This is a genomic window from Pseudomonas sp. MC6 (assembly GCF_054790575.1).
In genome coordinates this window covers 1,551,446-1,566,717 of the sequence record NZ_CP186504.1, presented here as the reverse complement: position 1 = coordinate 1,566,717, position 15,272 = coordinate 1,551,446, and the positions used below count along the sequence as shown (strand labels likewise).

The 15,272-nt window shown below is 58.9% G+C and carries 15 protein-coding genes; 8 read left to right on the top strand and 7 right to left on the bottom strand.

Going from position 1 to position 15,272, the window contains the following annotated elements; genetic code table 11:
* Positions 1-27: 27 nt before the first annotated feature.
* On the bottom strand, positions 28-1,182 hold the full coding sequence (locus ACOYXE_RS07085) for a PQQ-dependent sugar dehydrogenase (RefSeq protein ID WP_460928373.1): 1,155 nt from the start codon (positions 1,180-1,182) through the stop codon (positions 28-30).
* Positions 1,183-1,234: 52 nt separating this feature from the next.
* Positions 1,235-1,555 carry a hypothetical protein gene (locus ACOYXE_RS07080; protein ID WP_160057964.1) on the bottom strand — a complete coding sequence of 107 codons (321 nt, stop codon included), beginning with the start codon at positions 1,553-1,555 and terminating at the stop codon, positions 1,235-1,237.
* 189 nt (positions 1,556-1,744) lie between these two features.
* Between ACOYXE_RS07080 and ku the strand changes: the two genes are divergently transcribed.
* Positions 1,745-2,611, top strand: a complete 867-nt coding sequence (ku, locus tag ACOYXE_RS07075; protein WP_160057965.1) for a non-homologous end joining protein Ku — start codon at positions 1,745-1,747, stop codon at positions 2,609-2,611.
* A 163-nt stretch (positions 2,612-2,774) separates the two neighbouring features.
* Here the strand turns inward: ku and lpxO are convergent, their stop codons facing one another.
* Complete coding sequence (lpxO, locus tag ACOYXE_RS07070) at positions 2,775-3,674, bottom strand: lipid A hydroxylase LpxO (protein WP_095118800.1); 900 nt, start codon at positions 3,672-3,674, stop codon at positions 2,775-2,777.
* 379 nt (positions 3,675-4,053) lie between these two features.
* Here lpxO and ACOYXE_RS07065 point away from each other — a divergent pair, with 379 nt between their 5' ends.
* Both ACOYXE_RS07065 and ACOYXE_RS07060 read left to right on the top strand, forming a co-directional pair.
* Entirely contained in the window at positions 4,054-5,640 is a 1,587-nt protein-coding gene (locus ACOYXE_RS07065) for an ABC-F family ATPase (RefSeq protein ID WP_007914779.1), read from the top strand.
* Positions 5,641-5,919: 279 nt separating this feature from the next.
* Positions 5,920-7,107, top strand: a complete 1,188-nt coding sequence (locus ACOYXE_RS07060; protein ID WP_160057966.1) for an MFS transporter — start codon at positions 5,920-5,922, stop codon at positions 7,105-7,107.
* 120 nt (positions 7,108-7,227) lie between these two features.
* Here ACOYXE_RS07060 and ACOYXE_RS07055 read toward each other — a convergent pair whose 3' ends face one another.
* Together ACOYXE_RS07055 and ACOYXE_RS07050 are read right to left on the bottom strand one after the other, a co-directional pair.
* Entirely contained in the window at positions 7,228-8,265 is a 1,038-nt protein-coding gene (locus ACOYXE_RS07055; RefSeq protein ID WP_368969216.1) for an alpha/beta hydrolase family protein, read from the bottom strand.
* 236 nt (positions 8,266-8,501) lie between these two features.
* Positions 8,502-9,113, bottom strand: coding sequence for an FMN-dependent NADH-azoreductase (locus ACOYXE_RS07050; RefSeq protein ID WP_160057968.1), 612 nt, complete (start codon positions 9,111-9,113; stop codon positions 8,502-8,504).
* A gap of 127 nt (positions 9,114-9,240) precedes the next feature.
* Between ACOYXE_RS07050 and ACOYXE_RS07045 the strand changes: the two genes are divergently transcribed.
* The gene (locus ACOYXE_RS07045; RefSeq protein ID WP_460928368.1) at positions 9,241-10,149 is read left to right on the top strand and encodes a LysR substrate-binding domain-containing protein; all 909 of its coding nucleotides are present in this window, start codon (positions 9,241-9,243) and stop codon (positions 10,147-10,149) included.
* Positions 10,146-10,505 (top strand): MmcQ/YjbR family DNA-binding protein, encoded by a 360-nt coding sequence (locus ACOYXE_RS07040; protein ID WP_460928366.1) that lies wholly within the window; start codon positions 10,146-10,148, stop codon positions 10,503-10,505. The genes ACOYXE_RS07045 and ACOYXE_RS07040 overlap by 4 nt, the downstream gene beginning before the upstream one ends.
* A gap of 117 nt (positions 10,506-10,622) precedes the next feature.
* On the opposite strand, the gene ACOYXE_RS07035 is transcribed toward ACOYXE_RS07040, so the two are convergent.
* Complete coding sequence (locus tag ACOYXE_RS07035; RefSeq protein ID WP_160057971.1) at positions 10,623-11,054, bottom strand: DUF1294 domain-containing protein; 432 nt, start codon at positions 11,052-11,054, stop codon at positions 10,623-10,625.
* The gene (locus ACOYXE_RS07030; RefSeq protein ID WP_160057972.1) at positions 11,051-11,881 is read right to left on the bottom strand and encodes an undecaprenyl-diphosphate phosphatase; all 831 of its coding nucleotides are present in this window, start codon (positions 11,879-11,881) and stop codon (positions 11,051-11,053) included. Before ACOYXE_RS07030 ends, ACOYXE_RS07035 begins: the two co-directional genes overlap by 4 nt.
* Positions 11,882-12,186: 305 nt before the next feature.
* Here ACOYXE_RS07030 and ACOYXE_RS07025 point away from each other — a divergent pair, with 305 nt between their 5' ends.
* The 3 genes from ACOYXE_RS07025 to ACOYXE_RS07015 all read left to right on the top strand — a co-directional run bounded on the left by ACOYXE_RS07025 (position 12,187) and on the right by ACOYXE_RS07015 (position 15,057).
* Positions 12,187-13,821, top strand: a complete 1,635-nt coding sequence (locus ACOYXE_RS07025; protein ID WP_160057973.1) for a methyl-accepting chemotaxis protein — start codon at positions 12,187-12,189, stop codon at positions 13,819-13,821.
* A 151-nt stretch (positions 13,822-13,972) separates the two neighbouring features.
* Positions 13,973-14,536, top strand: coding sequence for a nicotinamide riboside transporter PnuC (gene pnuC, locus ACOYXE_RS07020; protein WP_160057974.1), 564 nt, complete (start codon positions 13,973-13,975; stop codon positions 14,534-14,536).
* Positions 14,533-15,057: an AAA family ATPase gene (locus ACOYXE_RS07015; protein ID WP_160057975.1), complete on the top strand. Its 525-nt coding sequence runs from the start codon at positions 14,533-14,535 to the stop codon at positions 15,055-15,057. The genes pnuC and ACOYXE_RS07015 overlap by 4 nt, the downstream gene beginning before the upstream one ends.
* Positions 15,058-15,272 lie beyond the last annotated feature (215 nt).

The following is a 15,272-nucleotide window of genomic DNA, read 5'->3' as shown; positions in this document are numbered from 1 at the left end:
TCGACAGCTCCTACAGGGGAATACCCGTCAAGGTGCGGGCTTCAGACCGATCTTGTACAGCGAGCCGTTCTCTTCATCCGTCAGCACGTACAAGTAACCATCCGGCCCTTGCCGCACATCACGAATCCGCTGCTTGAGTTCGCCCAACAAGCGCTCTTCATGCACGACCTTGTCGCCATCGAACTGCAAACGAATCAGTTCCTGAGTCACCAGTGCACCGACAAACGCATTGTGTTGCCACGGTTTAAAGCGATCGGCATCGTAAAACGCCATACCGGTGACGCCCGGCGACTTCTCCCAGACATGGTGCGGTGCAACGGTGCCTTCGGCCGTTTTACCCTGGGCTTCCGGGATCGGCTGCATCGAGTAATTGATGCCGTGGGTCGCCAGCGGCCAGCCGTAGTTCTTGCCGCGTTCGATGATGTTGACCTCATCGCCACCGCGCGGGCCGTGTTCGTTTTCCCACAACGTGCCTGTCCAAGGATTGAGTGCCGCGCCCTGCGGGTTACGCAGGCCGTAGGCCCAGATCTCCGGCCGTACGCCAGACTGACCGACAAAGGGGTTGTCATCCGGCACCTTGCCGTCCGGGTAGATACGCGCAACCTTGCCTTGCAGCTTGTCGAGATCCTGTGCGGTCGGCCGGTCGTTGTTTTCGCCCAGAGTAATGAACAAATAACCGTCGCGATCAAACACCAGCCGCGAGCCGAAATGGTTGCCAACCGAAAGCTTCGGTTCCTGACGGAAGATCACTTTGAAATCCTTCAGTGTCTTCAAGTCATCCGAGAGCCGCCCACGCCCGACGGCGGTGCCCGCCTTGTCGCCGGCCCCACCCCCTTCGGCATAGGACAGATAGACCAGCCGATCCTGTTTGAAATCCGGCGACAACGCGACATCCAGCAAACCGCCCTGCCCCTTGGCCCAGACCTGCGGCACACCGGAAATCGGCGCCGATAGTTTGCCGTCGGCCGCGACCACGCGCAGATTGCCCGGACGTTCGGTGACCAGCATGCCTTGGCGATCCGGCAGAAACGCCAGCGCCCACGGATGCTCAAGGCCAGCGGTGATGGTCGTGACTTCGAGGGTGCCCTGTTCGCTTTGCAGCTTTTTGGGGGCGGCGGCAAAGGCCGGTGCACTGAGCAGCGCACCGGCACACAGTGTGGCTAGAAGGGTTTTACGCAACATGCACGATTCCTTTTGTTCGCTTGAAGGGTCGACAGAAGCTCAGTCCTGCCGCTCAACGGTTGCTGCCTCCGCTGCGCGAAGGTGGATTGGGGATAAATGTGGGCGGCGAGCTCGGCACCGAGCGGATCGGCTGGCCGTTGCCGATGCCTCGGTTCTCGACCGTAGGCTGACGTGGCGTCGGCACAGTGTTCGGCCCCCGAATGGGTGGAGCGCTGGGCTGGGTGCCCTGCATGCTGTTGGGGTTAGCCCGGCGTATCGGGCTGTTGTAGGGGTTGTTGCTGTTGCCGGTAGGGCTTTGCGCCAACAGGACGTCGGCATGAACCAGACCGCCACTGAGGGTCAGGACGACGATGCCAAGCAGAATTCGGTTCATGACGCTGCCTCTCGATGGGCCAGGGATAGAGCCTTCGAGTCCACGCTACGCTCAGGGTTCGGATTTGTTAACCCGCATGCCTTAAACAACATGTAACACGGCTTGACCGAGTCCCTGGAAACCCGCGCATTCCGGGGAAACTTTCAGTCACAGCCGCAGGTCATCCGATCATCACTCGGAGAACTCACCATGGCTCGGGCAATCTGGAAAGGCGCGATCAGTTTCGGACTGGTTCACATCCCTGTCGCACTGGTCTCGGCGACCTCGTCGCAGGGTGTGGATTTCGATTGGCTCGACAGCCGCAGCATGGACCCAGTGGGTTATAAACGGGTCAACAAGGTTACCGGCAAGGAAGTCACCAAGGAGAATATCGTCAAAGGTGTTGCTTATGAAAAAGGCCGCTATGTGGTGCTCAGCGAAGAGGAAATCCGCTCGGCGCACCCTGTTTCAACGCAGACCATCGACATCTTTTCCTTTGTCGACGCCGAACAGATTCCCCTGCAAAACATCGACACGCCATACTACCTGGCACCCGACAAACGCGGTGGCAAGGTCTACGCGCTACTGCGCGAAACCCTGAGCAAAACCAATAAAGTCGCCCTCGCCCGCGTAGTGCTGCATACGCGCCAATACCTGGCTGCGTTGATGCCACTGGAGTCGGCGCTGGTGCTGGTGAAACTGCGTTGGCCGCAGGAGGTACGTGGCCTCGACGAGCTGGAACTGGGCAGCGAAGTGACCAAGCCGCAGTTGGCCAAGGGTGAACTGGACATGGCCAAACGGCTGGTGCAGGACATGAGCGCGGACTGGAAACCCGAAGACTACAAGGATGAGTTCGAAGACAAGATCATGGCCCTGGTCGAGAAAAAGGCCCATGAAGGCAAAATCGAGGATGTTGAAACGGTGGGTGGCGAGGAAGAGCGCAAAACTGCTGATGTGATCGACTTGACCGAGCTGCTTAAACGCAGTCTGGGCGGGAAAGCGGCGGCTAAACCGAAAGCGAAAGCCGCGACCAAGGCAGCGCCAGCCAAGAGGACCAAGAAGGCCTCCGGAGAATGACAATCCAAGGATCGTCAGGCAACTGACAGGTTGTATTTGAGAGAGTCTTCGCGAGCAAGCTCGCTCCCACAGGGTTCTGAGTCGAGTGCTAAATGCGCATTCACCCAATTCCATTGTGGGAGCGAGCTTGCTCGCGAAGGCGTAAGTTAATTCACCACATTGATCAGATCAGAATGAAGATCGCCAGCAAACCACCGAAGATCGCCCACTTTTCCATGTAATAGCGCTTACGGTTACGCTTTTTCAGCTCTTTACCACGCAGACGAATCTTGTAGATCCGGGTAAACAAGCGGTTGATGCCACCGGTCCGATCACCAGCATCATTCGGCGCTCCTGCCGCCGACATGACGGTACGGCTGAACCAGCTGTTGAACGCCGCCGCCCAGCGGTACTTCATCGGTCGTTCAATGTCGCAGAACAGGATGATGCGGTTCTTGTCGGTGGTGTTTTCGGCGTAATGGATAAAGGTCTCGTCGAACATCACCGCTTCGCCGTCACGCCAGTGGTAGCTCTCACCGTCGACGTTGATATAACAGCCGGCATCGTTCGGCGTGTCCAGGCCCAGGTGATAGCGATAGGAACCGGCATACGGGTCGCGGTGACGCACCAGCTTCGAACCCGGTGGCAGCTCGGCAAACATCGCGGCCTTGATCGAACCGATGCTCTGCACCAACTCGGTGGTGCGCGGACACAGCTTCATCGCCGACGGATGGCTCTCGCCGTACCACTTCAGATAAAAACGCTTCCAGCCGCTTTTGAAGAACGAGTTGAAACCGACATCGTCGTACTGGTTGGAACGCTTGATCTCGCCGGCACGCAGCAAATTCTGCCCTTCTTCGCGGATTTCTTCCCAGTGCGCCTGCAAAGGGCTCAAGTCAGGAAACTCGCTAGGATCCAGGTATGGTTTGTTCGGCTTTTTCGAGAACAGATAAAGGAAGCAGTTGATCGGCGCGAGAAACGTCGAATGGTCACTCAGTTGTCGACCAAGCTTGTGGCGCACGCGCCCACGCAAATGAACGTATGCAATGGAAATGACATAAATAGCAGCAATGATGAGTTTCACGGAAATCGTCACATGTCAGAAGTGAACAAACTGCGCGCCGTGCGGCCTGAGGCTCAACGTCTTATGCAGTGGTCTGAATACAAATGGCACGTCCTTGGCCCGCGCCGTAACCGGACGCTCGGTGAAAGGTGGCATTTTAGCCACAGTTTGTAACCGATAGTGAATCTTCAACTGTGAAAAACTGTCCCGCGATCATGCCAATCGGCGATCGTGGCGTGATCGCCCTATCGTTTAAAGAGCCAGACCAGTACAATCGCCGCCAAACTTTACGCGCCCCCCTTGGTTGATGACGGGACTCTCCCGCTTCAGCGCACTTTGACTCGGGCCAAGCGCTGCAGCCGCACCCTCGCTTTTTAAGAATGCTTCGCAGGAATAACTCTTGATTTCTACAGCTAACATCACGATGCAGTTCGGCGCCAAGCCGCTCTTCGAAAACGTTTCGGTCAAATTCGGCGCGGGCAACCGCTACGGCCTGATCGGCGCCAACGGTTGCGGCAAGTCGACCTTCATGAAAATCCTCGGCGGTGACCTCGATCCGTCCGGCGGTCAGGTCATGCTCGAGCCGAACGTGCGTCTGGGTAAATTGCGCCAGGACCAGTTCGCTTACGAAGAATTCACCGTGATCGATACGGTGATCATGGGTCATGAAGAGCTGTGGAAGGTCAAGGCCGAGCGCGATCGCATCTACTCGCTGCCGGAAATGAGCGAAGAAGACGGCATGGCCGTGGCCGAGCTGGAAACCGAATTCGCCGAGATGGACGGCTACACCGCCGAATCCCGCGCCGGTGAGCTGTTGCTGGGTCTGGGTATCGGCATCGAGCAGCACTTCGGCCCGATGAGCGAAGTTTCCCCGGGCTGGAAACTGCGCGTATTGCTGGCGCAGGCGCTGTTCTCCGATCCGGAAGTGCTGTTGCTCGACGAACCGACCAACCACCTGGACATCAACACCATCCGCTGGCTGGAAAACGTGCTGACCCAGCGCAACAGCCTGATGATCATCATCTCTCACGACCGTCACTTCCTGAACAGCGTGTGCACGCACATGGCTGACCTGGATTACGGCGAGCTGCGTCTGTTCCCGGGCAACTACGACGAGTACATGACCGTGGCGACCCAGTCCCGCGAGCAACTGCTGTCGGACAACGCCAAGAAGAAAGCGCAGATTTCCGAGCTGCAATCGTTCGTCAGCCGCTTCTCGGCCAACGCCTCGAAAGCCAAGCAGGCCACCTCCCGCGCCAAGGCGATCGACAAGATCCAGCTGGCCGAGGTCAAGCCTTCGAGCCGCGTGAGCCCGTTCATCCGCTTTGACCAGAACAAAAAGCTGCACCGCCAGGCGGTCATCGTCGAAAAAATGGCCAAAGGCTTCGACGGCAAACCACTGTTCAAAGACTTCAGCTTTCAGGTCGAAGCCGGCGAGCGCGTGGCGATCATCGGCCCGAACGGTATCGGCAAAACCACCCTGCTGCGCACCCTGGTCAACGAACTGACCCCGGACGCCGGCAGCATCAAGTGGACCGACGCCGCGGAACTGGGCTACTACGCCCAGGACCACGCGCACGACTTCGAAGACGACGTCACCCTGTTCGACTGGATGGGTCAGTGGACTCAGGGCGAGCAGATGATTCGCGGCACGTTGGGCCGCATGCTGTTCTCCAACGACGAGATCCTCAAGTCGGTCAAAGTGATTTCCGGTGGTGAGCAAGGTCGCATGCTGTTCGGCAAGCTGATCCTGCAAAAGCCGAACGTGCTGATCATGGATGAACCGACCAACCACTTGGACATGGAATCGATCGAGGCACTAAACCTGGCGCTGGAAAACTACCCGGGCACGCTGATCTTCGTCAGCCACGACCGTGAGTTCGTATCGTCCCTGGCCACGCGCATCATCGAGCTGAGCCCGGACGGCGTGACCGACTTCAGCGGCACTTACGATGACTACCTGCGTAGCCAAGGTGTAGTGTTCTAAAAGCGGCTTCAAGTGTTGAGCTGCTAGCTTCAAGCTAAAGCCCTGTCCATGTGACGGGGCTTTTTGCATTCCAAGGTGAGGGATTTGCGGGTGCGGCTACCTTCGCGAGCAGGCTCGCTCCCACAAGGGAATGCATTCCAAAGGTGGGAGCGAGCCTGCTCGCGAAGGGGCCATCAGCCGCTACATCAATCCTCGGGGAAAGTAGTTAGCCTGCTTTCTTTTATCTGACACCCAAGCCATGATGCGAACTCTCCCACCGCCGCCCGCGAACGAGTCCTCATGTCTGCGCAGCAACTGCCACCGCAAAGCTCCATGGCGATCACCCTGCAGATCGTTTCCATCGTGTTCTACACCTTTATTGCCTTCCTCTGCATCGGTCTGCCGATCGCGGTGTTGCCCGGTTATGTGCATGAACAACTGGGTTTCAGCGCGGTGGTTGCCGGGCTGGTGATCGGCTCGCAGTACCTGGCCACCCTGCTCAGCCGGCCAATGGCCGGGCGTATGTCGGATACGATCGGGACTAAGCGGGCGATCATTTATGGTTTGTGGGGGATTGTCCTCAGCGGCTTGCTGACGCTGGTATCTACGCTGCTACAGGACTTTGCGCTGACCAGCCTGATCATTCTGATTATCGGCCGCTTGCTGCTCGGCATCGCACAAGGGCTGATCGGCGTCGGCACCATCAGTTGGTGCATGGGCCAGGTCGGCGTCGAACACACCGCAAAATCGATTGGCTGGAACGGCATCGCTTCCTATGGCGCGATTGCCATTGGTGCGCCATTAGGGGTGGTGATGGTCGCCGAATACGGCTTCACCAGCCTCGGCATCGCGTTGGCCGTGCTGGCGGCCGGTGCACTGCTGCTGATTCGCAACAAGCCGTCGGTGCCGGTGATCCGTGGCGAACGCCTGCCGTTCTGGGCGGTGTTCGGGCGAATCGCCCCGTATGGCGCCAGCCTGACCCTGGCCTCGATCGGCTACGGCACGCTGACCACGTTCATCACCTTGTATTACCTGAACCGTGGCTGGACCGGCGCGGCGTACTGCCTGACCGTGTTCGGCGTGTGCTTCATCCTGTCACGGCTGATGTTTATCTCGGCGATCAGTCGCTTCGGCGGCTTCAAATCGGCGATCGCCTGCATGACCATCGAAACCGTGGGCCTGGTGATGTTGTGGCTGGCCCCCTCCACCGCATTCGCTTTGATCGGCGCAGGGCTGGCGGGGTTTGGCCTGTCGCTGGTCTATCCGGCGCTGGGTGTCGAGGCGATCAAACAGGTGCCCAGCTCCAGCCGAGGATCTGGTTTGGGCGCTTATGCGGTGTTCTTCGATCTGGCGCTGGCGATTGCCGGGCCGCTGATGGGCGCGGTGGCGCTGAATCTGGGCTATTCGTGGATATTCTTCAGTGCGGCGCTGTTGTCGGTGATCGGGCTGGGCCTGACGTTGCTGCTCCAGCGCCGGGCGATTTCCTGAAGTTCGCCGCGATCCCCTGTAGGAGTGAGCCTGCTCGCGATAGCGGTGTATCAGAAAAGGAAATGTCGACTGACACACCGCTATCGCGAGCAGGCTCACTCCTACAGGGGATTTGCGGGGTTATTGATCCGCGGTTTGCATGCCGGCCCGCGTCGGCTTGCCCAGCGCATGGGAGAAAAACCGTCCGGCTTCGGAGATCAGATTGCGGTGAATATCCTCGCGATCCACGCCATCCGCATCGGTACACAACGCCGGCATGGCGCGAATCTGCTCTTCATTACACGGTGCCATAAAGACGAAGTGCCCTGCCCCGGCCAGTAATTTGAAATCCGGCGCGGTCGGCAGTTTGCGCGCCAGCGCTGCCGCGTTTTTGTCGAAGGCCACCAGTTTGTCGCCATCACCGCTGTAGAGCAGCACCGGCACATGCACGTCAGCCAGGGTGTGACGACCGAACTTGAGGCTCAGCGGCGCCATTAACAGCAAAGCGTGAACACGCGGATCGGCCACCGGTTGCAGGTCATCGCGATCAACGATCAGCTCACCTTGCGTATTGCAGGCATCACGATCATCCGGACGCTCCTGACAATAACGACGCAGACGATCGAGATCCGGTTGCGCGCCCGACAGGATCAACGCCGTCTCGCCGCCCGCTGAATAACCGATCACCCCGACCTGATCCGCGTTGACATACGGCGCGAGCATACGGTCGCCCAGGGTTGCGGTGATGGCTTCGGAAATCTGGATCGGCCGCCCGTAGAGATTGCTCAGGGTGCCGAGTCGGCTGTGGTCTTTGGAGTTGTCGCCGGGATGAATCACCGCCACCACCACAAAGCCTTTGCGTGCCAGCGAGGTCGCGAGATCGTGCAGCGCCAGCGGCGTGCCGGTGTTGCCGTGGGAAAGCATCAGCATCGGAAAGCGGCCGATGGCAACTTTGGTGTCTTCGCCAGCCTCGACGGAGTAACCCTCGAGCAGACTCATGTGTTCGCGGTCGCTGGAAGGATAGAAGGCGATGGCGCGCATCGGTTGCAGGTCCAGCGGATCGAGGAAGGTCATCTCGTGGTAGCCGACGCTCCACACCGGGTGTCGCCCAGGCGCAGCGTGCACTGTGTTAAAGCTGCCAAGCAGGCAAATCAGTAACGTTGCACAAAGACGCATCATGGGATGCTCCACCCTGTTGTGACTCAATCGAAAGTTCCGTTGCGTTGCGGGCCTGAAACGCCGGGGATTCGGTATTTCGGTACGACAATGCACTCAGACGCTGATTGTGTGACTGCATAACCCGGGCCAGATTATGTAACAGCCAGAAACAAAAAACTCTGTATTCGCCCCTTGCGGAACCAGAATACAGAGTTTTTTGAGTATTACCTGAACAACAGCTGTTCTTTACGCAAGCCTTACGCAGCGGCGAACAGTTGCTCGCTGATCTTCGCTTGAGCAGCAGTCATGGCGTTGTTGCGCACTTCGTCGCCATACGCCAGGCCTTCGGCACGGACGATTTCGATGTCGGTGATGCCGAGGAAGCCCAGCACCAGCTTCAGATACTCTTCGTGAGCGATGCCGCTGGCCTGGCCAGCGTGGATGCCACCCGAGGTGGAAACGATCACCACTTTCTTGCCACCGCACAGGCCTTCCGGGCCGGCTTCGGTGTAACGGAAGGTTTGACCAGCAACTGCAACGCGATCGATCCACGCTTTCAGTTGGGTCGGCACAGTGAAGTTGTACATCGGTGCGGCGATGACGACGGCGTCGGCAGCGATGAATTCGGCCAGGGTCGAAGCGCTCAGTTCGGCTTCGTGCTGTTGTGCGGCGTTGCGCAGTTCAGCGGTGGTACCGGCGGCGACCAGCGTGGTCGACGAGAAGTGGCTGATGGCATCGGCGGCCAGGTCACGGTAGGTCACCACGGCGCTTGGATCGGCGGCCTGCCAGGCTTTGACGACTTCGCCGCTCAACTGACGGGAGGCCGAGTTGTCGCCCAGAATGCTCGAATCGATATGCAGCAGTTTCATGTGGAATCTCCTGGAATGAATCGCCGGTGGCGACGGAATGGAGACAATCCTACGCAAGAAACCAATGGATGATTAGCCGCCTGAAATGCGATAGTTTGTCCCACTGATAGAACAGTTGGATTTCCCTATGCAAGACCTCAACGATCTCTACTACTTCGCCAAAGTTGTCGAGGCCGGCGGTTTTGCCGCGGCCGGGCGTTTGTTGGGCATTCCCAAGTCACGGCTGTCGCGGCGTATTGCCGAACTGGAAGAGCGCCTTGGCGCGCGTTTGCTGCAACGCACCACCCGGCAACTCAACCTCACGGCGGTGGGTGAGCGCTATCTGCGTCATTGTCAGGCGATGTTGCTTGAGGCGGAGATGGCCGATGAAGCGGTGGCGAGCATGTCCAGCGAGCCGCGTGGCCGCCTGCGGGTCTCCTGCCCCACCGGTCTGGCACGGGAAATGTTGCCGTGGGTCATCAGCGAGTTCCTCGGCAAATTTCCTCAGGTGCAACTGGAAGTCGTCTTGCTCAATCGCCGGGTCGATCTGGTTGGCGAAGGCTTTGATGTCGCATTGCGTGTGCGCGAGCACGGTGACGAAGATCCGTTGCTGGTGACCCGCCGCTTGCGTCAGGCGCAAATGGTCGTGGTTGCCAGTCCGGATTTTGTACAGGACCAATCGATCAACCATCCGCAAGACCTGAAAAATCTGCCGGTGCTCGGCGCTCTGGAGGCCGATCGCATGGTGCATGTGCGCTTGCTTGATCAACAGGGTGAAGGCTTCGAGTTGAACATGGAAGCACGCTTGGGCATCGATGACTTTATTGTGCGCAAAGCCTGCGTACTGGCGGGTCAGGGTTTCACTTTGCTGCCGATGATGTACTGCGAAGAGGAACTGAGAAACGGCACCCTGGTGCAGTTGCTGCCAGAGTGGTCGCTACCCGGCGGCTGGTTGCAAGCGGTGTATCCGCATCGACGCGGGGTCATGCCGGCGGTGCGCGCGTGGATTGATCATCTGGTCGAGTCGTTCAATGCCTGTGGGGAGCGGTTGTTATGAGCAAGGGAAAAATGAGTGAAACCGACGTCGCGGCGTTCTGCCTGGAACTGCCGGGCGCTCGGGAAGATTACAAGTGGGGTGGTGTGCGGGTGTTTTCGATTGCCGGCAACAAGATGTTTGCCTTGCAGGGGCTCCGTGGGGATTCGTTGGCATTCAAGGTCGACAAGGATCTGTTTCTCTGCCATTGCGACCGCCCCGGCATTCACCCGGCGCCATATCTGGCGCGGGCGCAGTGGATCATCATGCACCCGCCCTACCCGCTGGGTGCCGAGGAATTGCGCGGGTTGTTGCAGCGTTCGCATCAATTGGTGGTGGGCAAGTTGCCAAAGAAAACCCAGGTGGGATTATTGCTCTAACCCCAATCCCTGTAGGAGTGAGCCTGCTCGCGATAGCGGAGTGTCAGTCAAAGAAATTCCAACTGACACTCCGCTATCGCGAGCAGGCTCACTCCTACATAGGGAATTGCGGTGTATTCAGAACAGTGTCAGCAGATTCGAGCCGAGAAACAGCTGGTCGATCCAGAACACTTGGTGCAACACGACAATCACCCAGAACAGGATCTGAAACGAGACCTTGCGCGTCTTGTGCCGGAACACCTGCTGGGCAATCAACGCGCCCGGCCAGCCGCCGGCCAGTTCCACGGCATGCAGGATGTTCTCCGGGGTGCGCCAGGCATCGGTGCGCGCCTTGCGCTTGTCGGCCCAATACATGAAGAACGCCAGCACGCTGACAACCCCATAGGCTGCCAACGGCACCAGCGAAATCCCGCGCAGCCACATCGATACAGAGCCGAACAGCGGCAGCGCGCAGACGATCAGCAGAACCAGCAGTTTCAGCTTCAGATGCTGGATATTGTTGCCGCCCGAAGGTCGACCATCCGGCCGGCGTGCGCGGGAATCACTCATGGTTTGGCCGCTGCCCAATCGATCCAGCCAAACTGCCACGTCGCCAGAATCACCAGGCCAAACACGATCCGATACCAGGCGAACGCCGCATAGCTGTGGCTGGCGATGAACTTGAGCAAACCGCGCACGGCGATCATGGCGAAGATGAACGCCGTGACAAAACCGATGGCAAACACTGGGAAGTCCGCCGGCACAAACAGGTCGCGGTATTTGTAGCCCGAGTAAACCGCCGCACCCACCATGGTCGGCATCGCGAGGAAGAACGAGAACTCGGTGGCGGTCTTGCGCGACAGACCGAACAGCAACCCGCCAATAATCGTCGAGCCGGACCGCGAGGTGCCGGGGATCATCGCCAGACACTGGGCGAAGCCGACCTTCAAGGCATCTTTCCAGGTGATCTCGTCGACCGTTTCGGCGTGCACTTCATGCTGACGCTTTTCCGCCCACAACATGATGATGCCGCCCACCACCAGTGCTGTCGCAACGGTGATCGGGTTGAACAGGTATTCGTGGATCAGGTCGGCAAAGATCACACCCAACACCACCGCGGGCAGAAACGCGATCAGCAGGTTGGCGGTAAAACGCCGTGCGCTCGGCTGCGTCGGCAAACCGATGACCACATCAAGAATCTTGCGTCGAAACTCCCAGACCACCGCGAGGATCGCGCCGAGCTGGATGATGATATTGAACGCCATGGCCCGTTCGCCGCCGAAATCGAGCAAGTCGGCAACGATGATCTGGTGTCCGGTACTGGAAATGGGCAAAAACTCCGTCAGCCCTTCTACAACTCCTAGTATCAGTGCCTGCAAGGCCGTCCAAAGATCCATCAATCCCCCAAAGAGCGATGCGCGTCGGCATGCCCCGATAGTATTTTTCTAGCGTTCACTGCGATCAGCGTAGCTGGTTATGGCTGTACCGATTCCGCGCGCACAGGATCCACACGAAACGGTCAAAATTCCGTGAAATATCAATTTGGATTCAGGTTTTCACGCGCGGGGCCGAAATCCTAACAGACAAGCCTTAATAGCGCTGCCGCGTTATACGACTTGGGTCGCGTATGCCCGCTCACGAAATCGTGGTTGGATGCTGGCGGTCGTTTATTACAAGAAAAAGAATCCGGAGTGACAGCGTTATGAACAGCTTGCGCAGTGTGTCGATCAGCCGACGCTTGTGGCTCATCTTGATTGTGGCGGTGGTCATGTTGCTGACCTTGGGCGTGTTGATGCTCAAGCAGATCCACGACGATCTCTATCATGCCAAAGCCCAGAAAACCCAACACGTGGTGCAGACCGCCAGCGGCCTGCTGACCTATTACCACGACCTTGAAACCGCCGGCACGCTGACAAAAGATGCCGCGCAGAAACAGGCCCTCACCGCCATTCGTGGTCTGCGCTACGACCAGAGCGATTACTTCTGGATCAACGATCTCACGCCCGTGATGGTCATGCACCCGACCAACCCCAAACTGGAAGGCCAGAACCTCTCGGCGATCCGCGATCCGGACGGCTTTGCGGTGTTCAACGAAATGGTTGCCATCGCCAAGGCCAAAGGCGCCGGCATGGTCGATTACCGTTGGCCGAAACCGGGCGCCAGCGAGCCGGTGGCCAAGACCTCCTACGTCAAACTGTTCGAGCCTTGGGGCTGGGTGCTCGGCTCCGGGGTTTACGTCGACGACGTCCAGGCCGAATTCCAGGGCCAAATGATCAAGGCTTCGGTCATCGGCTTGGCGATTGCGCTGATCATGGCACTGCTGGTGATCCTGATCGCGCGCAGCATCGTCCGCCCGTTGCAGGAAACCGTGAACGCCATGGCCAACATTGCCAGCGGTGAAAGCGACCTGACCCGCAGCCTCGATACCCACGGCAAGGATGAAGTCACCGAGCTTGCGCATCACTTCAACGCCTTTACCGCCAAACTGCGCCGGGTGATCGGCGATTTGCAGGTGTCGGCCAGCGCTTTGGGCCAGTCGTCCAGTGAACTGGGCAACGATGCGTCGCAGGCCCAGCAACGCAGCCAGCAGCAATCGCAACAGATGGAACTGGTGGCCACGGCGATCAACGAAGTGACCTACGGCGTGCAAGATGTGGCGAAGAACGCCGAGCACGCCGCCGCCGAAATGCGTGACGCCGAAGCGCAAGCGCAACAGGGCCAGATCAACATCGATGGCAGCTTGCAGCAGATCGACAAGCTGTCCGGGACCATTGATCAAGCGGTCGAAGTGATTCGCACCCTGGCTGCCGAAAGCACGCAGATCGGCAGCGTACTGGAAGTGATCCGCTCGATTGCCGAGCAGACCAACCTGCTCGCGCTCAACGCCGCGATCGAAGCGGCGCGGGCCGGTGAGCAAGGTCGCGGGTTTGCCGTGGTGGCCGATGAAGTACGCCTGCTGGCGCAGCGGACGCAGAAGTCGACAGCGGAAATCCAGTCGATGATCGAGCGCCTGCAGAACCATTCCGAAGCCGCCGTAAAGGTGATCGGCGACAGTAGCAAGGCGTCGCAATTGACCATCGAGCAAGCCGGGCTGGCCGGCGCCAGTCTGAACGCCATTGGCCAGGCATTGCGCAATCTCAACGGCCTGAATGCCTCGATTGCCAGCGCTACGTTGCAACAGGCCCACGTAGTCGAGGACATCAATCAGAACGTGACGCAGGCTGCTGGCCTCTCGCACAGCACGGCGATCGCGGCCGAGCAGTCGAGTGCGGCCAGCCTGAAACTTGGCCAGTTGAGCGAACAACTCAACGCCCTGCTGCGCCAGTTCCGCGTCTAGACACCACCCCCTGTAGGAGTGAGCCTGCTCGCGATAGCGGTGTGTAAGCCACTATAAATTTCGCTGACACACCGCTATCGCGAGCAGGCTCACTCCTACACGTTTTTGGGTACAATCCGCCCCCTTCTTTTTATTTCCCCAAGGAACCCCCATGTCCGGGCTTGAACTGTTTGCCGCCGCCCTCGGTGTGATCGCCGTCTGGCTGACGGTCAAACAGAATCCGTGGTGCTGGCCGATCGGGCTGGTCATGGTGTTGCTCTACAGCTGGATCTTCTTTGAAGTGAAGTTGTACTCGGACATGTTGCTGCAAGTGATTTACGCCGCGCTGCAAGTCTATGGCTGGTGGCAATGGACCCGCGCCGGGACGATGCATGACGGCCGCGAGGTCACTCGCCTCGATCATCGGTCACTTTTGCTCGGCCTCAGCGTTGGCGCTGTCGGCAGTGTCTTGCTCGGCGCGGCCATGGCCCATTGGACCGACGCCGCGCAACCGTGGCTGGATGCGGCGCTGACCGGTTTCAGCCTGGTCGCGCAATTGTGGATGGCGCAGAAACGCCTGCAATGCTGGGCGTTGTGGTTCGTGCTCGATGTGATTTTTGTCGGCCTGTTCATCTATAAAGGGCTGTACCTCACCGCTGCGCTGTACGCTCTGTTCACCCTGCTGGCAATTCAAGGCTTTCGCGAATGGCGCGCCGATCCGGCGTTGCGCACATGAAGGTCGTGGTCCTGACCGGGCCCGAATCCACCGGCAAGAGCTGGCTGGCGGCGGGCCTGCAACAACGCTTTGGCGGTGTGCGCGTGGATGAGTACGTGCGCCGCTTTATCGAACTCAATCCCCGTGACACCTGCCTGGCTGACATCCCCGAAATCGCTCGCGGTCAGCTGCATTGGGAAGACCAGGCACGGGCGCAACAGCCGCCGCTGCTGATTCTCGACACCCATTTGCTGAGCAATATGCTGTGGAGTCAGACGCTGTTCGGCGACTGCCCGGACTGGCTGGAATCGGAATTGTTGGGGCGGCATTACGACCTGCACCTTTTACTCTCGCCAGAACAGATCGACTGGACCGATGACGGTCAGCGCTGCCAACCGGATCTGGACGAGCGTCTGGCGTTTTACCAGTCCACGCAAAACTGGCTGGAAACCCACCATCAGCGCTTTCTGATCATTCAGGGCAATTGGGCCGAACGCCAACGACAGGCTTTTGCCGCCGTCGAGCAACTGCTGGCGGAGTGACCCGGCCAACGGGTCAGTTTCCCCAAAGATTCCCCCTGTTTTGGGGGCAAAGTGTCCAATCCTGAAACACTCCGTGAGGTGCAAAGTGCCCGTCTCAGCACTGTTCACTGTTTTGTCATCGCCGTTGTTTCACGGTTGAAACACATCGTCGCAAACCCTCGTTCCAGAGCTTTGTTCAGCCAATAGACAGGTCGGCGCGCGCACGCGTGTATCAA